Raw genomic sequence first — 21,451 nt, forward strand, 5'->3', positions numbered from 1 at the left:
ATCGTAATCGCTGGCGTCCTTATTCACACACGCTCACACACCATGGCTTTCATCAACTACGTGACCCAGATCCAGTTCGAGTTTGGCGCAGTGAAGCTGCTGCACCAGGAGTGCCTGCGCGTGGGCATCACCCGCCCCTTGATCGTGACCGACCCCGGCGTGAAAGCCGCTGGCGTGCTGCAAAAGACGCTGGACGCCCTGCCCGACTTGCCGGTTGCCGTGTTTGACCAAACCCCCGCCAACCCCACCGAGGCCGCCGTGCGCGCGGCCGTGCAGGTCTACCAGGCCCAGGGTTGCGATGGCCTGATTGCCGTGGGCGGTGGCTCGGCCATCGACTGCGCCAAGGGCATTGCCATTGCCGCCACCCACGAAGGCCCCCTCACCTACTACGCCACGATCGAGGGTGGCTCGCCCCGCATCAGCGAGCGCACGGCGCCCGTCATTGCCGTGCCCACCACCAGCGGCACCGGCAGCGAGGTGGCGCGCGGCGCCATCATCATCGTGGACGACCACCGCAAACTCGGCTTTCACTCGTGGAGCCTGGTGCCCAAGGCCGCCATTTGCGACCCGGAGCTGACCCTGGGCCTGCCCCCCATGCTCACGGCCGCCACGGGCATGGATGCGATTGCGCACTGCATGGAGACCTTCATGTCAGCGGCATTTAATCCGCCTGCCGACGGCATTGCGCTCGATGGGCTGCAGCGCGGCTGGGCCCACATTGAGCAGGCCACCCGCAACGGCGCAGACCGGCAAGCGCGCCTGAACATGATGAGCGCCAGCATGCAAGGCGCCATGGCCTTTCAAAAAGGCCTGGGCTGCGTGCACAGCCTGAGCCACAGCCTGGGCGGCGTAAACCCGCGCCTGCACCACGGCACGCTCAATGCCATGTTCTTGCCCGCCGTGATTCGCTTCAACGCCACCTGTGCATCGGTGCAGGCAGAGCGTCGGCTCGAACGCATGGCACACGCCATGGGCCTGACCTCTGCGGGCGACGTGGCCCCCGCCATTCAAGACATGAACGCCCGCCTGGGCCTACCCACGGGCCTGGCGGCCATGGGGGTCACGCCCGAAGTGTTTGACGATGTGATCCAAGGTGCCCTGGCCGACCATTGCCACAAGACCAATCCGCGCATTGCCACGCCCGAGGAATACCGCGAGATGCTGGCCCAGAGCCTTTAGGCGCCTGCGATAGGCGTCGCCGGCGCCTTCTCTTGGGCGCAGGCCATCGCCGGGCGGCACCGTGCGCCTTTACACTCACGCACCGTTTTGACCGCTGGGCCCAGCCCGCAGAACGTCGCCCGTGACCGACCCCATGCCCCTCTCCGAAGAAACGCCCAAGACGCCGTGGCAAGCCCGCAGCGTCTACCTGCGCGTTTTTGTCCCGCTGCTTTTGGTGATCCTGGCGGTCAGCGCAGTGCGCTACCACTACATGGTTGAGTCTGAGGTGACCGCTGCCCACGAACGCGCCCAGGCAGAGGCCACGCGCATCGGCAGCGCGTTGCTCACGGCCCTCAAGCGCCTACCGCCAGACCAGCCCGAACAAGCTCAGCGCGTGCTAGAGGACAGCACGGTGTACTTTGCCTCCTCGCTGTTCACCGTGCAATGGCAAGTGCAGGGCCGCACGGGTGTCTCGGCCCAAAAGCCCCCAGGCACACCTGACGCGCCCGCCTGGTTTACCAAATGGGCCAACGTACAGCCCCCCACCCTGGAGCTGAGCGAAACTCTGACCGACGGCACGGTGGCCCACCTGAAAATCGCGCTGCAAAGCCATGTGCTGGTGGACCAGATCTGGGACAACCTGCAGGTGCAGAGCGGCATCTCGTTGTTCAATGTGGTGTTTGTGCTGACCCTGCTGGCCTGGCTGGTGCACCAACATGTGGGCCTGGTGCGGCGGCTGCTGCACGCACACCGCCAATTGCAACGCGGCCACCTCACAGCCAGGATGCAGGAGCGGGGATCGCCCTCAGAGCGCGCCGTGGCGCACAGCGTCAACGCCGCGGCACTGCAATTGCAGACCCAGGTGCAGGGCCAGAAAGACCGGCTGCAACGGCAAGCACAGCAACTGGAGCTGGCACAGCTGCTGATTGAAGCTGCCCCCCTGCCCGTGACCGTGCGCCGCAGCGACGGCGTGTGCCTGGACGTGCGCGAAGAATGGCAGCGCCTGTTTCAAAGCCCCCTGCCCATGGCAGCAGCTGAAGCGCAGCCCGCGGCCCTTCCGCAACCCCCTCTCGCGCTGCCAGCGCAGCCCCTACCGACACTGGACGCACTGCCCACACCGCCCAAGCCACCCGCAGCCCCGATCCCCGGAACCATAGCCACCCTGGTCACGGCCAGCGACCGGCAGCGGACCCAGCAGGCGCTGAGCCAGGCGCAGCAGGCCCACGCCGCTGCACCGCATTTGCCAGGGGGAGATGCCATCATCACCACCGACCTGCATGGCACCATCGAGACCATCAACGAAACAGCCCAATTCCTCACGGGCTACAAAGTCCACCAGGCCATGGGGCGGCCCCTGGAAGAGGTCTTTAGGCTGGCCGATGCACTGCACCCGCAGCGCAATACAGATGCCACAGACGCGGCAGAAGCGGCCACCCTTGCAGACAGCCCACCGCGCACGCACCCGATCCTGATCCACCGCTCGGGCGAGCGTTACGCCATTGAATACACCGCCTCCACCATCCGCAAAAGCAACGGCGTGGCCGTCGGCTGCGTGCTGGTGTTCCACGACGTGTCCGAGAGCCGGCACTTTCGCCACCAGGTTTCGTGGCAATCGCACCACGATGCACTGACAGGCCTGCACAACCGGGCGGCATTGGCTGAAAGCCTCACGCATGCCCTCTTCACAGCGCAACAGCAAGGCACCCTGCTGGCCGTGTGCATGATCGACCTGGACCACTTCCAGCGCCTGAACCAACAGCACGGCAGCGCCACCGGCGACCGCGCCCTGCGCGAAGTGGCCCTGCGCCTGCGCGCCTTTGCCGGCCCGCACGACGCAGTGGCCCGCATGGCGGGTGACGAATTTGTGCTGCTGCTGGGCCAGCAGCCCCACCTGCAAGCCATCGAGGCGCGCACCGCCCAACTGCTGGAGCAACTGGGCCAGCCCTGCGCCATCGATGCGCTTCAATTGCGCATCACGGCCAGCATGGGCGTGGCCGTGTACCCGCAGCTGCAGGCCTGCCCCAGCACACTGCTGCGCCAGGCCGACCAGGCCATGTGCCAGGCCAAGCAGGCAGGCCGCCAGCAAGTGCGCTTTTTTGACGCGCAAAGCGATGCCGCGCTGCAAACCCCACACACGCAGCAGACCCGCATCGCCCAAGCGTTGCGCACCGGAGAAATGCGCCTGCACTACCAGCCCCAGGTCAACCTGGCCAATGGCCAGATCGTGGCCGTGGAAGCCCTGCTGCGCTGGCAACACCCTGAGCGCGGCCTGCAAGGGCCCGAGCAGATTCTTCCGCTGATCGACGACGCCGACCTGGCGGCCGAACTGGGCGAATGGGTGCTGACCGAGGCCTTGGCCCAGCTGCGGCTGTGGCACGCGCAAGGGCTGGACTGGACCGTGGGGGTGAACGTGGCCACGCAGCACCTGCTGCGCAGCAACTTTGCCGCACGGCTGCAAGACCTGCTGGCCCTGTTTGCACCACTGCCCGCCCACCTGCTGCAGCTGGAGGTGCAAGAAAGCGCAGGGCTGCACGAGCCACAGGCACTGCAAGCCCTGATGCAGCACTGCCACCAGACGCTGGGGGTGCGCTGGGCGATTGACGACTTTGGCATTGGCAAAGCCACCCTGGCCTGGGTGGCCCAGGTGCCCGCAGACACCCTGAAGATTGACCGGTCGATTGCCGGCGCGGTGCTGCACAGCACCGAGGACGCCGCCGTGGTGAGCACCGCGGTGGCCATGGCCCAGGCCCTGGGCCACACCCTGGTGGCCGAAGGGGCCGAATCCCCCGAGCATTGCACCCGGCTGCGCGAGCTGGGCTGCCAGGTGGTGCAAGGCTACGCCATCGCCCACCCCATGCCCGGTGGCGAGGTGGCCGACTGGGCACGCAGCTATCGGCGCAGTGTGGCCTCAACGCTGGTGCTGCCCTGAAAAGACCTTGAACGGTTTCTGGGCCCACTGCGCACCGGCACTTTCACCAGCGCGGCCACCAACGCCCTCACAACGTCACAACGGCTGCACCGCCCCCAGGTCAGGCCGTTCCAGCCATTGGGCCAGCTCATCGGCCAGTTGTTGCGCGGCTGCGGTGGCGGTCAGCCAGGCTTTGGCGCGGGCCGCCGTGTCGTGGCCGTAGTGCATAAAGTCCTGGCGGTCCGGCAGCTTGGCGTTGGGCAAGGTCTTCACCCATTCTGGGCGGGGCGACAGCACCACCATGGTGTCTAGCGCGGCGGTGCTGCGGTGGCGCCAGCGCAGACCCTTGTCCAGCCAGCCCGGCACCACCTGGTGCTGAAAGTGCGGGTACAGCACCAGGCCCGCCCCTTGGTCTGATGCCGCCACAACCTTCTTTGAATGAAATGGGCCGCTAGCGCTTTCTGAATCAGCGCTAGCAGCTATCTTTTCAATAGCATCCGAACCACTGCCTTGGTGCGTTTTGTAGGCCAGGTGCATGTGGTAGTCGGTCAAGCCGCCATCCCAGTAAGCCCCGGGCGGGGCGCCCGCGATGTGGTGCACCGCCTGCAGCACAAACGGAATGGAGCAGCTGGCCTGCAAGGCATCCATGAAGTTGGCGTGCGTCAGCCGCACCTGCCGGGTGCGAAAGTCTGCCGTGCCAAAAGGAAGCGTTGGCATGGCCGCCCCGCCAGGCGCCCCATCTTGCGAGGACGAAAAAACCACCCGCTCCAGCCAGGCGCCCAGGGCCTTGCGGTGCACGGCATTGCTCATGAAGGCACCCAGGTAGCCCAGCGGCGTGGCCACTGGGTGCTCGCGCCGCAGCAGGTGGCGCCCGCGCGCGGCGATCAGGTGCAGGCGGTAGCGGGGGTGCTGCAGCACCTCGTCCACGCGCCCGGCGTAAAAAGCTTGCAGGCTCTGCCCAAAACGCTCGCTGACATGCGCGGCCGGTGGGCGCTTTTTGCCAGGGGGCACTTCGTAGTGCTGGTGCACGTAGGCGTCTTCCAATTGCAGCAAGGCGGCCACGGGGTCGTTCAGGCAGGCCGTGGCCATGCGCCACGCGCCAATCGAGGCACCCACCAGATGCACCGGCTGCTGCGACTGCGTCAGCCAATGCCCAAAGATAAAACGGTCCAGCGGTCCCAGAATCAGCCCCTTGGGGCCACCCGCTGCGGCAGGCACCACCCCCACGTCGCGTGGCTGCAGGCCCTGCTGGGCCAGGTGCTCCAGGGCGCGCGGCCCGGCATGGATGCTCAATGCTTTCATGGCGCTGATTGTCGCAGCGCACGCCGCGCTGACGGCGGGCCAGAAGCAACCGAAAAACTCAGTGAAGCGGTTCTGGCGAGATGCGTTTAGCCAGCCGCTCTAAACCATGTAATCCGCAGCGTCCGGGCGCACAGTCCAGTCGATGGGGTCTTGCTGCAGCACCATGTCGATGTCCAGCCCCAGCACCAGCCCCACCTCGCCCGGGAAGGACACCGCCAGCTCGCGCTCGGAGTACTGGGCCTCGCGGGCACGCACGCGCCAAGCGGCCAGGTGGATCACGCCTGCCAGCGGCTCATAGGCCGTGTTCTCAAAGGGGGCGGACTGGTACTGCAGGGCATCGACCACGACTTGCGGCAGCAGCCATCGGCGGGCCAGTGCGGCCGATACCTGGCTGTAGCAAAACCCGAAGATCCGCTGCTCCACCTTGCCGCGGCGCATGTCCAGCGGCGACACCAGGGTGTTGATGGACTGCGCCCGGTCGGGGCTGGCCAGATGGATCACCAGCTCGCCCAGCCCATGCAGCAAGCCAGCGGTGTAGGCAGCCGTGGGGTGCTGAAACACCACCCCCGCCAGCGACCGGGCCAGCTTGGCAGTGTGCAGGCTGTAGCGCCAAAACTGCTGCAAATTGATGCCCGGCACCGAGCGGGCCGCCGTGCCCAGGGTAGACGCAGCCACCAGTGCACGCACCTGGGCGTTGCCCAGCAGCGCCAGGGCTTCAGAGATGCCCGCCACTTGGCGGGGCATTTGCAGCGCAGGCGAATTGGCCAGCTCCAGCAAGCGCGCAGCCAGGGCCGGGTCAGAGCCAAACAGCAGATTGATCCGGCGCAGGCTGGGTTGGGGGTGCGCCAACTCGTTCATCAGCAGTGCCACCGTGCGCGGCAGGCTCGGCAACGCCACGGGTTGGGCTAGCAGGGCATTGAGCTCCATGGGGTGGGGGGGCGCCTCGGTGGTGGTTGCGGCGATTATGGCCTTGCCACCCGCATTCCACCGCCGAAACACCCCACTGTGCTTTTAACGCCCCTTGGCCTGTTGCAATTTGGCAAACGCCGAGGCCATGGCCGACTGCTGCGCGGGCTCAGGCGCCCGACGCTGGGGCTGCGCGTAGCCCCGGCCAGCGCCTTCAAAGCGGTTGTCACGGGGTGCGCCCCGCTCACCGCCCTGGCGTGGCGGCGCTGCGTCCAGCTTCATCGACAGGCCGATGCGCTTGCGCTCCACATCCACCTCCATGACCTTGACCTTGACGATGTCGCCGGTCTTGACCACTTCGCGCGCGTCGTTCACAAACTTGTGCGCCAACTGGCTGACGTGCACCAAACCGTCCTGGTGCACACCGAGATCGATGAAGGCGCCGAACTGGGCCACGTTGCTCACGGTGCCCTCCAAAATCATGCCTTCCTTCAAATCCTTGATGTCTTCCACGCCATCGTTGAAGCGCGCCACCTTGAAGTCCGGGCGCGGGTCGCGGCCGGGCTTTTCCAGCTCGGCCAAGATGTCCTTGACGGTGATGACACCGAACTTCTCGTTGGCAAACAGCTCGGGCTTGAGCGTTTTGAGCATGTCGGAGCGGCCCATGATCTCGGCCACGGGCTTACCCGTCTTTTCCATGATCTGCTCGACCACGGGGTAGGTCTCGGGGTGCACGCCAGTCATGTCCAGCGGGTTGTCGCCACCGCGAATGCGCAAGAAGCCCGCGCTTTGCTCAAACGTCTTGGCGCCCAAGCCCGCCACGTCCATCAGCTGCTTGCGGCTCTTGAAGGCGCCATTGGCCTCGCGCCAGCGCACCACGGCCTTGGCCACGCTGCCCGACAGCCCGGACACGCGGGAGAGCAGCGGCACGCTGGCCGTGTTCAGGTCCACGCCGACCGAGTTCACGCAGTCTTCCACCACGGTGCCCAGGGTGCGGGCCAGCTCGCTTTGGTTCACGTCGTGCTGGTACTGGCCCACGCCAATGCTCTTGGGGTCGATCTTGACCAGCTCGGCCAATGGGTCTTGCAAGCGGCGGGCAATCGATGCGGCACCACGCAGGCTCACGTCCACATCGGGCATCTCTTGACTGGCGTATTCGCTGGCGGAGTAGACCGACGCGCCGGCCTCGCTCACCACCACCTTTTCAATCGCGCGGTCCGCCTTGGCGGCCAGCTTGATGAGGTCGGCCGCCAGCTTGTCGGTTTCGCGGCTGGCTGTGCCGTTGCCAATCGCAATCAGGTTCACGCCATGCTTCTCCGCCAGTTTGGCCAGGGTGTGCAGCGAGCCTTCCCAGTCGCGGCGCGGCTCGTGAGGGAACACGGTGGCTGTCTCCACCAGCTTGCCGGTGTCGTCCACCACAGCCACCTTCACGCCGGTGCGGATGCCGGGGTCCAGCCCCATCACCACGCGCGGGCCAGCGGGGGCGGCCAGCAGCAGGTCGCGCAGGTTGTCGGCAAACACCTTGATGGCCACCTTCTCGGCATCGTCGCGCAGGCGGGCGAACAGGTCGCGCTCGGTCGAGAGGCTCAGCTTGACGCGCCAGGTCCAGGCCACGCTCTTGCGGATCAGGTCGTCGGCCTTGCGCCCCGCATGGCTCCAGCCCAGGTGCAGGGCAATCTTGCCTTCGGCCAGGCTGGGCTTGCCAGGCTCAGGCTCCACCGGCAACACCAGCTTGGCTTCCAGAATCTCCAACGCACGGCCACGGAACACGGCCAGCGCGCGATGCGAGGGCACGCGGCCAATGGGCTCGTCGTATTCAAAATAATCGCGGAACTTGGAAACCTCGGGGTCGTTCTCGTTCTTGCCTTCGACCTTTTTGCTGCGCAGCAGGCCCTCAGCCCACAGCCACTCGCGCAGGCCTTGCACCAGCACGGCGTCCTCGGCCCAGCGCTCGCTCAAGATGTCGCGCACGCCATCGAGCACGGCGGGCACGGTCGAAAAGTCAGCGCCCGTCTTGCCATCGTCCAGCACCTCGGGCGGCTTGGTGAAGGCAGCGGCCTCAACGGCGGGGTCAAGGGTGGGGTCGGCAAACAGCTTGTCGGCCAGAGGTTCGATGCCAAATTCGCGGGCCATCTGGCCCTTGGTGCGGCGCTTTTGTTTGAAGGGCAGATAGATGTCTTCGAGTTCCTGCTTCGTTGGAGCTGCGGCAATGGCAACGCGCAAAGCGTCGGTCAGCTTGCCTTGCTCATCAATGCTCTTGAGCACCGCAGCGCGGCGGTCGTCCAACTCGCGCAGGTAAGACAGACGGGCCTCCAGCTCACGCAGCTGGATATCGTCCAGCCCACCGGTGACTTCCTTGCGGTAACGCGCGATGAAGGGCACCGTGGCCCCACCGTCCAGCAGCTCGACGGCGGCGCGTACCTGCTGCTCCCCTACTTTGATTTCTGCGGCCAGTTGCCGAATGATCTGCTGCATGTGTGGGAAAACTCTCTGAGACTCAAAGGGGACTTACGCCATCGGCTTGCCATACCAGCCTCGCCCAGGGGCGAACGCTTGCATGAAAACCGGTTTGCGTAAGCCACGTCAAACAAACGAAACGCGAAGCGCGCGAGTTTGCCACAGCGCACAGCGGGCTAACATCGCCACCCGACCACGGTTGTTACAACTATCAAAGCCCCCTGCGGATGCAAGAAGACCTGTTTGGCACACCAGCCGTGCCCACGCCCACCAACCGCCAGGCCAGCGATGAGCAGCCCGGCGCAGCCACCACCCGCCCCACACCAAGGGCCAAGGGACTGGGCGTGCGTCCGGTGGCAGTAGACGAGACCTTGCGCACGCTGGCGGGCGCCCTGCCCCAGCGGCTGCGCTTGGGCACCTCGTCGTGGACCTACCCCGCCTGGGCCGGGCTGGTGTGGGATGCGGAGTACGCTGAAACGCAGCTGTCCAAACAAGGGCTGGCCGCCTATGCCGCCCACCCGCTGCTGCGCACCGTAAGCCTGGACCGCAACTTCTACCGCCCGCTCACCGTCAGCCAGTACCAGCGCTATGCCGAGCAGGTACCGGCGGACTTTCGCTTTGTCGTCAAGGCGCCCAGCCTGGTCACCGACGCACTGGTGCGCACCGAAGATGGCCGGGGCCGCGAGCCCAACCCGGCGTTTCTGGACCCCGCCCTGGCCTGCTCCGAGTTTGTAGAGCCTGCCCTGGCCGGGCTGGGCGACAAGCTGGGCGCGCTGGTGTTCCAGCTCAGCCCCCTGCCCATGGCGTGGCTGGACCGCATGCCCCTGCTGCTAGGCAAGCTGCGGGATTTGCTGCACGCGCTGCCAGCGCTCAAGCCCCAGGCCAGCGACGGCGTGATCGCCGTGGAGGTGCGAGACCCAGAGTGGCTGACCCCTGAATTTGCCGCCGTGCTGCGCGATGCCGGTGCCACCTACTGCCTGGGCCTGCACCCCAAGCTGCCACCGCTGGCACAGCAATTGCCGGTGCTGCGTGCCCTGTGGCCCACGCCACTGGTGTGCCGCTGGAACCTGAATGCATTGCACGGCCCCTATGGCTATGAAGACGCCCAGCGGCGATACGCACCTTACGACCGGTTGCACGACCTGGACCCGGACACCCACGCGGCGCTGGCCCAGGTGATCGCAGGCATCACGGCCGCAGGGCAGAACGCCTACGTCACCATCAGCAACCATGCCGAGGGCTGTGCGCCCTTGACCGTGCAGCGGCTGGCCGAGCAAGTGCGGACATTGCCCCCACTTGCGGCCAAGAGCGCACCGCCTGCTGCTGACTGAGAGCCTTTTTGGCTTCTAGCGCTTTATGAATAAGCGCTATAAGCTATCAATTCAATAGCAAAATTGGGGGTAACTCAGCGCCCCAGTTGCCGGTGCTGCCCAGGCTCCTGCCCCAGTTGGAACTGGGCCACGGCCTCCACCATCTGCTCCGCCTGGCTGCGCAAGCTGCTGGCGGCGGCGGCCATTTCTTCGACCAGGGCCGCGTTTTGCTGGGTGGCCTGATCGAGCTGCGTCACCGCCTGGCCCACCTGCCCCACCCCGGCGCTTTGCTCGCCCGTGGCCGCGCTGATTTCAGAGACGATGTCTGCCACCCGCTGGATGGAGCTGACCACCTCGCCCATGGTGGTGCCCGCCTTGTCGGCTAGCACCGAGCCTTCTTGCACCATGGCGCTGCTGGCGCCGATCAGCTCCTTGATGGCCTTGGCCTCGGCCGCGGTGCGCTGTGCCAGGTTGCGCACCTCACTGGCCACCACTGCAAAACCCCGCCCTTGTTCGCCCGCACGGGCGGCTTCCACGGCCGCGTTCAGGGCCAGGATGTTGGTTTGGAAGGCAATGCCGTCAATCACACCAATGATGTCGGCAATCTTCTGGCTGCTGCCATTGATGTTGTGCATGGTGCTGACCACCTGCGCCACCACCTGCCCGCCCTGCGCGGCCACCTCGCTGGCGCTGGCCGCCAGACGGCTGGCTTGCGAGGCGTTGTCTGCGTTGTGGCGGATGGTGGAGCCCAGCTCTTCCATGCTGGCCGCCGTTTCTTCGAGCGAGCTGGCCTGCGTCTCGGTGCGGGCCGACAAATCGTGGTTGCCCTGGGCGATTTCACTGCTGGCAGACGACACGCTTTCGGCACTGCGGCGCACCGTGCCCAGGCTTTGCACCAAGCGCTGGCGAAAGCCTTCCATGGCCTGGCCCAGCGCGCCAATCTCGTCGTTCGATCGGATGTCCACCGCGTGCGTCAAATCGCCTTGCGACAAATGCCCCAGCGCTGTGCTGAGTTGTTGCACGGGCTTGCCCACCAGCCGGCGCGTGGCATAGACCAGCACCACCGTCAGGATGGCAAGTGCCGCCAACACGCCCACCCACAGCCAGATCAGCACCCCGCGGGCGTCTTCCATCATCTCGGACATGGGAGCTTCGGCAACGATGGCCCAATTCCAGGGCTTGTAGCGCTCAGTGGCCACAAACTGGGCCTGCTGTTTGCCAGCCCCCAGACGGGGCGACCACAGCGTCTCAAATTCACTGGCCTGGTCTTTTTCGGTCAGCCGGGCCAGCCAGGCTTTGCCGTCTTCGGTCTTTTCGTCCACCACCAGGGCATCGGCCAAGCCCGCTGTACGGCCGCGCGCCGGGCCCGAGGACACATTCACCGCGTACACCGCGCCGCTCTCAAACAGTTTTTGCGAGCCCATGACCTGGGCCAGCTTGCCCAGGATGCCCCCCATGTCGGAGCCGATGAACAGAATACCAATCGTGCGGTTGCCCTGGCGGATGGGCTCGTACACCGTCATGTATTCCTTGCCAAACAGACTGGCGCGGCCAATGTAGGTTTTGCCCTCTTGCATGAGGGGGTAGGCGGGGTGGTTGCGGTCCAACAGGGTTTTGTAGGCGCGCTCGCCATCCTGCTTTTTGAGGGACGTGGTCACGCGCATGAAGTCGTCACCGGAGCGAACAAAAATCGTGGCGATGGCGCCTGCGCTGTCTTTGGTGAAGCGGTCCACCCCCTCAAAGTTACCGTTCAGCGGCGCCCCCTGGAAGCTCAACACGGCTTCCTTCTTGCCATCCGCACCGGGCTGCTCTTCCACGCTGAAGTCGCCCGTGAAGCGGGACTTGAACAATACAAAGTCGCGCTTGGCCTGGTCTTGGGCGGTTTCGTCAAAGCTCTGGACCAACGTGCGTACCTGGGCCGCATATTGGCGAGCATCGTTGCGCGACACCCCCCCAAAGTCTTGCCAGATGAACAGGCTCACCAAGGTCATGGTACTGAGCAAGACCAACAACAAGCTCACCAGAGCTGTCAGTGAGAGCTTGAATGCGACGGAGCGCTGGGATGATTGCGGCATGGCGGTCCTTGATAAATTTACTGCTTTATCAAATTTATTATTTAATTCATCATTTTGCAAGAATTGCTTACATATTAGTTACAAAACTAGCGTTGATCCATGTCAATTTTCTACATGAATGTGCTTTTTTACAACAGACACCATTGGTGTTAACCCTTGATTTAGAAATGAAAAGCGGCAGCAACACCGACGGGCAACGCACCACAGCACGCAAGCCACGGTGCTATGCTTTTCGAGCCCCCATCCAGCCCGGCAAGCCCCTGCCCTCTGAAGCCGTGAACCGCCCCCACATCTCTGAAAGCCTCCTGCCCATGCGCGATGGCGTGAGCCCCAGCTGCGTGGTGCTGCCCCAGCAAGGCCAGGGCAGCCTGCTCGACAGGCTGGCCGCCCACTTGCCTGGGGTGGGCTACGATGAATGGCGTGCGCGCATGCTTGCCGGGGATGTGGTGGATGCCAAGGGCCAGCCTGTGCACCCTGAGCAAGCGGTGAAAGGCTGCGTCCGCCTGTTCTATTACCGCCACCTGCCGGGCGAGCCCGAACTGCCTTTTGAACACCAGGTGCTATATCAGGACGAGCACCTGCTGGTGGCAGACAAGCCGCATTTCATGCCCGTCACGCCCACGGGGCGCTATGTGCAGCAATCGCTGCTGGTGCGCCTGAAGCGGCAACTTTGCCTGCCCGATCTGTCTCCCCTGCACCGCATCGACCGCGACACGGCGGGGTTGGTGCTGTTCTCGGCGCAGCCACGCACGCGGGGCGCTTACCAGGCCTTGTTCAGAGAGCGCAACATGGCCAAGGCTTACGACGCCGTGGCCCCCTGGGATGCCCGCATCCCGTTTCCGCGTGAACACCGCAGCCGCATGGAGGAATCTCCGCAGTTCTTCCGCATGCAGGAAGTGCCCGGCGAGCCCAACAGCCACACGCACATGGCCGTGCAAGCCGTGCAAGGCCCCTGGGCCCTGTACCGGCTGGAGCCCATCAGCGGCAAACGCCACCAACTGCGGGTGCACATGGCCGCGCTGGGCCTGCCGCTGCGCAACGACCCGTTCTACCCCGAAGTCAACGACCCGCCCGAGGGCGACTATTCGCGCCCCTTGCAGTTGCTGGCCCGGTCGCTGCGTTTTACCGACCCCCTGAACAGGCAGGAGCGCAGCTTTGAAACCCGGCTGCGCCTGCAGTGGCCGGTGACCGACGCCGCAACCACACCAGTGGCGGCATAGACCTACAATCCAACCCGCATTGGATGCCACCCGGCCGCCAATGTCTGCTGGGGGTGTCTGCAACGCAAGCTGCAGGCTGAGAGAGTCCCTTTGAACCTGATTGTGCTCACCTGCCAGAGGTGGGCCCGAGATCATCCTCGCGCAGGGAAGCCGTTACGCCGCAGCCATGCCCCGCACCGGGCAACGCCAGGGCGGGCGTTGCCCCCTTGCGCTGTTGTTACCCGACTGAACAGACCGCTGCGGAGCTTTTGCATGACGTCATCCCACCACCCTGCCCCCACCTCATCGGCAGTCAACGAGGCCCTGGTGCCCGTGCCTGCAGAGCGCCGCGTCTTCCAGTGGCACGACCATGCCTCGCTGTGGTTCAGTCTGGGCGTGGGCCTGCTGGTGATGCAGGTCGGCGCCTACCTGATGCCTGCGCTAGGCACCCAGGAGGCCTTGTGGGCGATTGTGGCGGGCTCTTTGCTGGGCGCGGGCCTGCTGGGCTGGGTGGCCAAGCTAGGCTGCGACAGCGGCCTGGCCAGCGCGGGGCTGATGCACGCTGTGTATGGCCGGGGCTTTGCCAGCCTGCCCATCGTGCTGAACATTGTGCAACTGGTGGGCTGGGGTACGTTTGAACTGGTGGTGATGCGCGACGCCACCGTGGCCATTGGGCAGCAGGCCGGCGGCCTGGCGGGTGCCACGACAGGCACCCTGTGGCCCGTGCTGGCCACGCTGCTGTGGGGCGGCGTGGTGATGTTGCTCATCAGCGGATCGATGGTGCAGCTGGTGCGCAAGGTGATTGCCCGGGTCGCACTGCCTCTGGTGGTGCTGTCGCTGCTGTGGCTGAGCTGGCAGTTTGTGTCGCTGGCGCAAGCCCAGGGCTTGAGCGCGCTGTGGAACCGCCAAGGCGCAGGCGGCATGGGTGTGCTGCCTGCAATCGATCTGGTCATCGCCATGCCCATCTCGTGGCTGCCGCTGGTGGCCGACTATGCCCGCCACGGCAAGAGCGGAGGCGCGGCCCTGCGCGGCACCTGGCTGGGCTATGCACTGGCCAACATGTGGTGCTACAGCCTGGGCGTGCTGGTGGCGTTGACGTTGCCCTCCACTGACCTGGTGCAGGCGCTGCTGCTGGCCCAGGGCGGACTCATTGCGCTGTCGCTGATCCTGATCGACGAGGTGGACAACGCCTATGGCGATACCTACTCGGGCGCCGTGTCTGCCCACAGCCTGCTGCCACGCTGGAGCGTGCGCCGCTGGGGCCTGGCCGTGGCGGCCGTGTGCACAGGCTTGGCCCTGGTGCTGCCCATGCACAGCCTGGAGCCGTTCTTGCTGCTGCTCAGCTCGGTGTTCGTGCCACTGTTCGGCGTCATCCTGGGGCGCCTGACATTCGGCACCCACACCCCCACCCTGCTGGCGCAGGCCCGGGTGGTCAACGCCTTGCCCGTGGCCCTGTGGCTGACGGGCATTGCGGTGTACCACCTGGCGCCCAAGGTGTTGCCGGGTGCAGGGTCGGCCTTGCCAGCACTGGCATTCAGCTTTGCGTTGGCCTGGGCCACCCGACCCAAGGCGCGCTGATTGCTATCAAAATATGAGCTGCCAGCGCTTTATAGATAAGCTCTAGCGGCCAAAATTATTAAGAATCCTCAAACACCCGCTGCGCCACCGGTGCATAGCCATGGTTCAGCGGCCCATGGCCACGCCCCGTGGTCACATCGGCCCCTGCGGCGATCGCACCCAGGATGTAGGCCCGGGCTTGCTCCACCGCTTGCTGAAGTGGCAGCCCCAGCGCCAGGTGGGCCGCAATGGCCGACGACAGCGTGCACCCCGTGCCATGCCCGTTGTGCGTGGCGATGCGCTGCGACTGCAGCTTGTGCACCTGCGGCGCACCGGGCATCGACAGCACATCCACCACCCAATCGCCCGGCAAGTGCCCGCCTTTGAGCAGCACCGCCTGGGCGCCCAGCGCACGCAGGTCTTGCGCTGCGGCTTCCAGTGCGTCGGCGTCTTGCAGGCTGCGGCCCAGCAGCCAGCCTGCTTCGTCCAGGTTGGGCGTGATCACATCGGCCAGCGGGAACAGCTCACTCACCAGCACGCCCACGGTCTCCTGCGCAATCAGGCGGTCGCCACTGGTGGCCACCATCACGGGGTCCAGCACCACATGGGGCAGCTTATAGGTGCGAATGGCATCGGCCACCACGCGCACCACGTCGGGCGAATGCAGCATGCCGATCTTGACCGCATTCACGCCAATGTCCTGCACCACGGCATCGATCTGGGCCTTGAGCATGTCGGGCGGCACACCATGGATGCCCGTGACGCCGCAGGTGTTTTGTGCGGTGATGGCGGTGATGGCCGTCATGCCGTAGCAGCCCAGGGCGCTGAAGGTTTTGAGATCGGCCTGGATGCCTGCGCCGCCGCCGCTGTCTGAGCCGGCAATGGACAACACGCGCGCATAACGACGGCCCGCGTGGAGCCCTGAAGAAGAGGAAGTCATAGCAAAAATTATGGCCTATGCGCCAGGTCAAGCCGCTGCAAAAGCGGATGTGCTGTAATTGTTTTTTCCGGACGAAACAGGGGTGTCCTGCCGCCATGCGCGGTGTGTGACTGAGAAATACCCTGGGGCCCGCAGCCACGCTGCACCGCGCCCCGCTACCCGATCCAGGTCATGCTGGCGTGGGGAGTTTCCACCAACGGCGCTGCGCCCTCCGTTTTGTCCACTGTTGCCTTTCTACAGACGGACGCCAGACGGACCTCTATGTCACTTTCCCCTTCATCCTTCGCAATTTTGGGCGCTGGCCTCATGGGCCGCTTGCTCGCCGTAGAGCTGGCGCGCCAGGGTCACCGGGTTGAAATCTACGACGCAGGCAGCCCGCAGGCAGAACAGTCGGCCGCCAAGGTGGCCGCCGCCATGCTGGCCCCGCTGGCCGAATCGGCCATCACTGAGCCCGGTGTGGTGCGCATGGGCCACTATGCGTTGCCGCGCTGGCAGCAGCTGATTGCATCGCTGCCCGAGCCCGTTTTCTTTCAACAGGCAGGCACGTTGATCGTGTGGCACCGGCAAGATGCGGCCGAAGCCCAGCGCTTTACACGCATGCTGGAGCGCAACCAACAGACCATGACAGAACTGCCTGTCATGCAAAAGCTCGACAGCGCTGCGCTGGCCCAATCCGAGCCCAGCTTGGCCGATCGATTTGCCCAAGGCCTGTACCTGCCGGGCGAAGGGCAGCTCGACAACCGACAACTGCTGACCGCGGTGCTGACGGAGATGACACGCCTTGGCGTACAAATGCACTGGAACGCCCCCCGCGAGCCTGAGGCCTTTGCCCCCGGCACCCCAGGCCAGCCCGACTGGCTGCTGGACTGCCGAGGCCTGGGTGCGCGGCAGGACTGGAAGGCCCTGCGCGGCGTGCGTGGCGAGGTAGTGCGTCTGCACGCCCCTGGCGTGACGTTGCAACGCCCCACCCGGCTGGTGCACCCGCGCTACCCCATCTACATCGCCCCCAAGCAAGACCATGTGTTCGTGATCGGTGCCACCGAGATCGAATCAGACGACCTCTCGCCCGCCAGCGTGCGCTCCACCCTGGAGCTGCTGAGCGCCGCCTATGCCGTGCACCCCGGCTTTGCCGAGGCCCGCGTGCTGGAGATGTGCACCCAGTGCCGCCCCACCCTGCCGGACAACCTGCCCGCCATCCGCCAGCCCCAGCCACGGGTGCTGGAAGTCAACGGCTTGTACCGCCACGGCTTCATGATTTCGCCAGCCATGCTGGATGTGACCATGGAGATCCTGAACACAGGACAATCAGCGCTTTCAAAACGTTTTGATTTGCGGCTTGAACTGCTAGGGCCATCTGCCCCGGCCGGTCAGGCTGCCAGCGCATTGGCATGAAGATTTCCATCAACAACCACCCGCATGAACTGCCCGACGGAGCCACCGTGGCCGACGCGGTGGCCACCATCGCGGCCCGCCCGCCGTTTGCGGTCGCCGTCAACACCACCTTTGTCCCCAACACACGCTACGCCGCCCACCCACTGCAACCGGGCGACCGCGTGGAAATCATCTCCCCAGTGACGGGCGGCTGACGCCCCACCAAGCCATGACAGCTCTCACCTCCCAAGACCCTCTGGTTCTGTACGGCCACACCTTCACCAGCCGCTTGCTGCTGGGCACATCGCGCTACCCCTCACCTGCGGTGCTGGAGGCTGCCGTCGAGCGCGCCCAGCCCGCTATGGTCACGGCCTCGCTGCGCCGCCAAGGCAGCAACCCGGCCGAAAGCGGTGCCAGCTTCTGGGAGCTGCTGCGCAAACTGGGCGTGCCCGTGCTGCCCAACACCGCTGGCTGCCACAGCGCCCAGGAGGCCATCACCACCGCCCAGATGGCCCGCGAGGTGTTCAACACCCCCTGGATCAAACTGGAGCTGATTGGCGACGACTACACCCTGCAGCCCGACACGCTGAACTTGGTGGGCACGGCAGAGCACCTCATAAAGGAAGGCTTTCAGGTGCTGCCGTACTGCACCGAAGACCTGGTGCTGTGCCAGCGCCTGGTCGATGTCGGCTGCCAGGCAGTGATGCCATGGGCAGCCCCCATCGGCACGGGGCGGGGGCCCGTCAATCCATATGCGCTGCAAACCCTGCGCGAGCGGCTGAGCGTGCCGCTGCTGGTGGACGCAGGCCTGGGCCTGCCCTCGCACGCGTGCCAGGTCATGGAATGGGGTTACGACGGCGTGCTGCTGAACACGGCCGTGGCCCTGGCGCAGGACCCTGTGGCCATGGCCGGTGCTTTTGCCGATGCCGTGCAGGCAGGCCGCACAGCCCACCGCGCAGGCGCGATGACGGCGCAAGACTCTGCCCAGCCCAGCACCCCTGTGCTGGGCACGCCCTTCTGGCACCACGCAACCCATGCTTGAGCCCCACACCATGGGCATGGCGCAGGCCATCGCCAGCCACCACGCAGCTACCTTTGCGGGCTTCGAGCCCTTGCAGCCCCCTGCACCCACCAGCACCGCACCGGCCTACCTGGCGGCGCTGCAGGCCTGCAGCCAATTGGGCTTTATCGCCCACGATGCCGAATGCCTGGCCCGCGCCTGGCAGGCACAAACCGAGCGCACAGGCCAGTTTGACGCCCCCAGCTGGCCCTGCGAGCCGCAGGACTTTGGCTTGCAGCCCCTGCCGCGCGCCCAGGCCTTTGCCGCCTGCCCGCAAGCGCTGGGTTTATACGCCGTGCTGCCCGATGCCGATTGGGTGGGCCGCATGGCCCGCGCAGGCGTGCCCACCGTGCAACTGCGCTACAAATCTGAAGATGCCCACGCCATTGCCCGCGAGGTGCGCAACGCCGTCGCTGCAGCGGCGGGCACCCAGGCGCTGCTGTTCATCAACGACCATTGGCAAGAGGCGATTGCCGCAGGTGCTTATGGCGTGCACCTGGGCCAGGAAGACCTGGACGCACTGACCCCGCAAGAGCTGCGCACCCTGCGCGATTCAGGCGTGCGCCTGGGCGTCAGCACACACGGCTATGCCGAGATGGTGCGCGCCGATGCCGTAGGCCCCAGCTACATCGCCATGGGCGCTGTGTTCCCCACCACGCTGAAGAAAATGGCCACCGCCCCGCAGGGCCTGGGGCGGTTGCAGGCTTATGCCCGGCTGCTGCGGCATTACCCGCAGGTTGCCATTGGGGGCATTGGCCAGGAGCAGTTTGGGGCCGTGCGCGCCACGGGCGTGGGCTCCATCGCGGTGGTGCGTGCGCTGGTGAATGCGGCGCAGCCTGAAGAAGCGGCCACTGCGCTGATGGCGGCACTGCGCGTGCGATGAAGGCGAGGCTGTAAAGCCTTTGCTCACTGCAACCCGGCGGCCCGCGGCGCGCCGGGGTTTGCTTATTTTTTACCGGGCGGATTCAGCGGTTCCAGTTCCAGGCTCAACTCCATCAGGTCGTTGGAAGAGCCGAAACCCACCGGCTGACCCGGAGGGGGCGGTGGCGTCACAGGCACCGGGGGCAGATCACTGATGGTGATGGGCACCGGCTCGGACAGGTCAATGTCCAACGTGAAGGTCGATGCCAATGGGGTGGCAGCTGCCCGGGTAGCGGCAGGCGCTGGCACAGGCACACTGTCCAAAAACTCATCGGCCAAGCCCTGCGTTTGCGTAGGCATCGTGGCCGGACCATCGGGCGCCTCAGCGCCCGCTGCCGCAGGCTGTGTCGGCGGCTCAAAACCAAACTCCAGTGCCGCAGCCAACGAGTCCAGGGGGAAATCGGGTGTTGTGTCCAGCGGGCTCAGTGGCGTCAGGGCGCTCAATGCATGGGCTGCGGCCGCCTCAAAAGACTGTGCCTTGGGCGTAGTGCGCTTGCGCGGCGGCGGAGCACCCCGCACGCTAGGGGGCGTGGTCTGCGCAATGGCCAGCAGCAAAAGCAAATCGTCAAACGCCGCCAAATCAAACGGCGCTTTGCGCTTGTCGCCAGACTTATAGAACATGTGCTTTTCCAGCACACTCAGTACCGCCGCAGAACTCCACTCAGCCTCCACCTCGGCCAACGCCTCGTGGTACTGCTCCAGCGATTTTCCGGCCCGGTCAAACGCGGCGAACTCTGGCACCTGGGCATTGAAGTGCTGCATGAACTTCTGGCGCAGCACATTGAAGTCTGCCGCCCGGCTCAGCGTGCGGTACAGGCGCAGCAACTCCAAGTAGGCCACCGGAGAGGTTTGTTCATGCTCGGCAATGTGCTGGCGCAGCACCTCCACCGCCTGGTCGTGCTCGCCCACGGACACAAAGAACTCGGCCTGTTGCTGAATGTCGAACAGCTGTTCCGGGTTGATGATGTGCTGCAGGACGGGCTCTGAGGAAGCCTGGACAGCAACGACAGGCTTGGGGGCAAACCCTGCCGCTTCCGCTGAAATTTCTTCAGGCTCCAGCAAAATATCGACTGCAGCCGGGGCTGCGGCTGCCATGCCTTCCGCACCAGGAATAGGCCGCCCCCAGCGGTCTGCAGGGTGCTCCTGTACCCGCTCCAACGGGTCCAGGTCCACCACTTCATGGGTGTCCGATTTGCGGTTGCTCACGGCCACCGACTCGCGCCACGAACGCGCTGCCTTGGTTGCCGTGCGCTCGTGGCGGCGCCACAACCAGCCCCCCAAGCCCAGCGCGGCCGCCAAGGCAGCCCCAAGGGCATACACCACCCACGCGGGAAAACGATCCGTCTCCAACTCTTGTAACTGGCGCTGCAATTCAGCCGAAGCGGCCTGGTCGCGCGTGGCCTTAGCGCGCAGCTGGGTCAGCTCCGACTCCAGTTGGCGCTGTGAGGCCTGGCCTTGCTCCTGGCTTTGCGGGTCTGGGTTTAAGCTGCGCCACAACGCTGCGGCCTGCTCTCTTTGCGGCGTAGTCTCGGACGCCGGGGCCTGAGGCAACTCAGGCGTAGAACGCAAGGCCACAGGCAAATCAAGCCAGGTGTCGAGCGGCTCCATGACCAGACGGGAACGAGCGGTTTCTTTAGCGGCAGCTGCAGCAGGCTTGGCAGTAGCGGTTGCCGCAGGGGTTGTGCGAGGCTCTTTTCGCGCTGCCTGCGCGTTGCGTTGCGAAGAACGCGGCACCGCAGTGGGAGCAGCGGCCGGGCGGCCTGCAACACCTTGCTCCAAGCCACCCACTTCCGGGGCGCGCGCAGCCAACACGGCTGCGTCTTGCGGGGATAGGGTGCGATCCCGCAATGGGGCCGTAGCGCCAGCCGCAGCCCCCGGCGCAGCCATGATGCGCTGCGCGGCCTTGGGCGGATCGGCCAAAAAAGTATAGGTGCGCGTGGTGCGGCCTGCGCAGCCAGCCGTCAGTGTGACCTGAACCACAGGTTCATCAATGGCGGTGAACGCCTGCACCCGCACACCGGAGGCCAGGGGACTCACCAGCACTTTGGACTCGCTGACCAGCGAGTCACCGGATTTGACACTGACCACCACGCACGAAGTGGAGATGTCTGAGCCCTCATCCGGCTTGACATCAAAGGCCAAATCCAATGTGTTACCAAGCACCACAGTGCCCCTGCTCGCGCCCAGCGAGAGCGCGGAGGCGCCGGCGGCAACCACCCACAGACCGGCCCCCAAAATGGTGTTACGGATTTTCACAATAATTTCTGTTTTTGGTGCAGACCATTCT

At 65.5% G+C, this 21,451-nt stretch carries 15 protein-coding genes; 9 read left to right on the forward strand and 6 right to left on the reverse strand.

The window, feature by feature from the left end; genetic code table 11:
• Positions 1-42 precede the first annotated feature (42 nt).
• Both C8C98_RS20025 and C8C98_RS20030 read left to right on the forward strand, forming a co-directional pair.
• Positions 43-1,179, forward strand: coding sequence for an iron-containing alcohol dehydrogenase (locus C8C98_RS20025; RefSeq protein ID WP_121455699.1), 1,137 nt, complete (start codon positions 43-45; stop codon positions 1,177-1,179).
• Positions 1,180-1,312: 133 nt separating this feature from the next.
• Positions 1,313-4,087, forward strand: coding sequence for a bifunctional diguanylate cyclase/phosphodiesterase (locus C8C98_RS20030; protein WP_147436435.1), 2,775 nt, complete (start codon positions 1,313-1,315; stop codon positions 4,085-4,087).
• A gap of 75 nt (positions 4,088-4,162) precedes the next feature.
• Here the strand turns inward: C8C98_RS20030 and C8C98_RS20035 are convergent, their stop codons facing one another.
• From C8C98_RS20035 to C8C98_RS20045, 3 genes are all read right to left on the reverse strand, one after another.
• Positions 4,163-5,368 carry a patatin-like phospholipase family protein gene (locus tag C8C98_RS20035; protein ID WP_121455701.1) on the reverse strand — a complete coding sequence of 402 codons (1,206 nt, stop codon included), beginning with the start codon at positions 5,366-5,368 and terminating at the stop codon, positions 4,163-4,165.
• A 99-nt stretch (positions 5,369-5,467) separates the two neighbouring features.
• Entirely contained in the window at positions 5,468-6,295 is an 828-nt protein-coding gene (locus C8C98_RS20040; protein WP_099655680.1) for an HDOD domain-containing protein, read from the reverse strand.
• Positions 6,296-6,379: 84 nt separating this feature from the next.
• Complete coding sequence (locus C8C98_RS20045; RefSeq protein ID WP_121455702.1) at positions 6,380-8,749, reverse strand: Tex family protein; 2,370 nt, start codon at positions 8,747-8,749, stop codon at positions 6,380-6,382.
• 209 nt (positions 8,750-8,958) lie between these two features.
• Between C8C98_RS20045 and C8C98_RS20050 the strand changes: the two genes are divergently transcribed.
• Positions 8,959-10,062 carry a DUF72 domain-containing protein gene (locus C8C98_RS20050; protein WP_121455703.1) on the forward strand — a complete coding sequence of 368 codons (1,104 nt, stop codon included), beginning with the start codon at positions 8,959-8,961 and terminating at the stop codon, positions 10,060-10,062.
• 74 nt (positions 10,063-10,136) lie between these two features.
• On the opposite strand, the gene C8C98_RS20055 is transcribed toward C8C98_RS20050, so the two are convergent.
• Positions 10,137-12,116, reverse strand: a complete 1,980-nt coding sequence (locus C8C98_RS20055) for a Cache 3/Cache 2 fusion domain-containing protein (protein WP_121455704.1) — start codon at positions 12,114-12,116, stop codon at positions 10,137-10,139.
• Between the two features lie 311 nt (positions 12,117-12,427).
• Here C8C98_RS20055 and C8C98_RS20060 point away from each other — a divergent pair, with 311 nt between their 5' ends.
• Entirely contained in the window at positions 12,428-13,336 is a 909-nt protein-coding gene (locus C8C98_RS20060; RefSeq protein WP_121456416.1) for a pseudouridine synthase, read from the forward strand.
• A 252-nt stretch (positions 13,337-13,588) separates the two neighbouring features.
• Positions 13,589-14,893 carry a cytosine permease gene (locus C8C98_RS20065; protein WP_121455705.1) on the forward strand — a complete coding sequence of 435 codons (1,305 nt, stop codon included), beginning with the start codon at positions 13,589-13,591 and terminating at the stop codon, positions 14,891-14,893.
• 58 nt (positions 14,894-14,951) lie between these two features.
• On the opposite strand, the gene thiD is transcribed toward C8C98_RS20065, so the two are convergent.
• Positions 14,952-15,812 carry a bifunctional hydroxymethylpyrimidine kinase/phosphomethylpyrimidine kinase gene (gene thiD / locus C8C98_RS20070; RefSeq protein WP_121455706.1) on the reverse strand — a complete coding sequence of 287 codons (861 nt, stop codon included), beginning with the start codon at positions 15,810-15,812 and terminating at the stop codon, positions 14,952-14,954.
• A 261-nt stretch (positions 15,813-16,073) separates the two neighbouring features.
• On the opposite strand from thiD, the gene thiO reads away from it, so the two are divergent.
• From thiO to C8C98_RS20090, 4 genes are read left to right on the forward strand one after another with little or no spacing between them, the layout of a single operon-like run.
• On the forward strand, positions 16,074-17,204 hold the full coding sequence (gene thiO / locus C8C98_RS20075; RefSeq protein WP_121455707.1) for a glycine oxidase ThiO: 1,131 nt from the start codon (positions 16,074-16,076) through the stop codon (positions 17,202-17,204).
• Positions 17,201-17,398 carry a sulfur carrier protein ThiS gene (thiS, locus tag C8C98_RS20080; RefSeq protein ID WP_121455708.1) on the forward strand — a complete coding sequence of 66 codons (198 nt, stop codon included), beginning with the start codon at positions 17,201-17,203 and terminating at the stop codon, positions 17,396-17,398. Before thiO ends, thiS begins: the two co-directional genes overlap by 4 nt.
• A 14-nt stretch (positions 17,399-17,412) precedes the next feature.
• Positions 17,413-18,225 (forward strand): thiazole synthase, encoded by an 813-nt coding sequence (locus C8C98_RS20085; protein ID WP_121455709.1) that lies wholly within the window; start codon positions 17,413-17,415, stop codon positions 18,223-18,225.
• Complete coding sequence (locus C8C98_RS20090; protein ID WP_121455710.1) at positions 18,218-19,126, forward strand: thiamine phosphate synthase; 909 nt, start codon at positions 18,218-18,220, stop codon at positions 19,124-19,126. The genes C8C98_RS20085 and C8C98_RS20090 overlap by 8 nt, the downstream gene beginning before the upstream one ends.
• Positions 19,127-19,188: 62 nt before the next feature.
• Here C8C98_RS20090 and C8C98_RS20095 read toward each other — a convergent pair whose 3' ends face one another.
• Positions 19,189-21,327 carry a hypothetical protein gene (locus C8C98_RS20095; protein ID WP_233574619.1) on the reverse strand — a complete coding sequence of 713 codons (2,139 nt, stop codon included), beginning with the start codon at positions 21,325-21,327 and terminating at the stop codon, positions 19,189-19,191.
• Between the last annotated feature and the right edge of the window lie 124 nt (positions 21,328-21,451).

Origin of the sequence: Acidovorax sp. 106 (assembly GCF_003663825.1) — a bacterium.
Taxonomy (GTDB): domain Bacteria; phylum Pseudomonadota; class Gammaproteobacteria; order Burkholderiales; family Burkholderiaceae_C; genus Acidovorax.

What these genes read in the sequence shown, in the direction of transcription:
- thiS (WP_121455708.1), top strand. Translation starts at nt 17,201, where the DNA reads ATGAAGATTTCCATCAACAACCACCCGCATGAACTGCCCGACGGAGCC.
- C8C98_RS20085 (WP_121455709.1), top strand. Translation starts at nt 17,413, where the DNA reads ATGACAGCTCTCACCTCCCAAGACCCTCTGGTTCTGTACGGCCACACC.
- C8C98_RS20055 (WP_121455704.1), bottom strand. Translation starts at nt 12,116, where the DNA reads ATGCCGCAATCATCCCAGCGCTCCGTCGCATTCAAGCTCTCACTGACA.
- C8C98_RS20030 (WP_147436435.1), top strand. Translation starts at nt 1,313, where the DNA reads ATGCCCCTCTCCGAAGAAACGCCCAAGACGCCGTGGCAAGCCCGCAGC.
- C8C98_RS20065 (WP_121455705.1), top strand. Translation starts at nt 13,589, where the DNA reads ATGACGTCATCCCACCACCCTGCCCCCACCTCATCGGCAGTCAACGAG.
- thiD (WP_121455706.1), bottom strand. Translation starts at nt 15,812, where the DNA reads ATGACTTCCTCTTCTTCAGGGCTCCACGCGGGCCGTCGTTATGCGCGC.
- C8C98_RS20035 (WP_121455701.1), bottom strand. Translation starts at nt 5,368, where the DNA reads ATGAAAGCATTGAGCATCCATGCCGGGCCGCGCGCCCTGGAGCACCTG.
- thiO (WP_121455707.1), top strand. Translation starts at nt 16,074, where the DNA reads ATGTCACTTTCCCCTTCATCCTTCGCAATTTTGGGCGCTGGCCTCATG.
- C8C98_RS20060 (WP_121456416.1), top strand. Translation starts at nt 12,428, where the DNA reads ATGCGCGATGGCGTGAGCCCCAGCTGCGTGGTGCTGCCCCAGCAAGGC.
- C8C98_RS20045 (WP_121455702.1), bottom strand. Translation starts at nt 8,749, where the DNA reads ATGCAGCAGATCATTCGGCAACTGGCCGCAGAAATCAAAGTAGGGGAG.
- C8C98_RS20050 (WP_121455703.1), top strand. Translation starts at nt 8,959, where the DNA reads ATGCAAGAAGACCTGTTTGGCACACCAGCCGTGCCCACGCCCACCAAC.
- C8C98_RS20040 (WP_099655680.1), bottom strand. Translation starts at nt 6,295, where the DNA reads ATGGAGCTCAATGCCCTGCTAGCCCAACCCGTGGCGTTGCCGAGCCTG.
- C8C98_RS20090 (WP_121455710.1), top strand. Translation starts at nt 18,218, where the DNA reads ATGCTTGAGCCCCACACCATGGGCATGGCGCAGGCCATCGCCAGCCAC.
- C8C98_RS20025 (WP_121455699.1), top strand. Translation starts at nt 43, where the DNA reads ATGGCTTTCATCAACTACGTGACCCAGATCCAGTTCGAGTTTGGCGCA.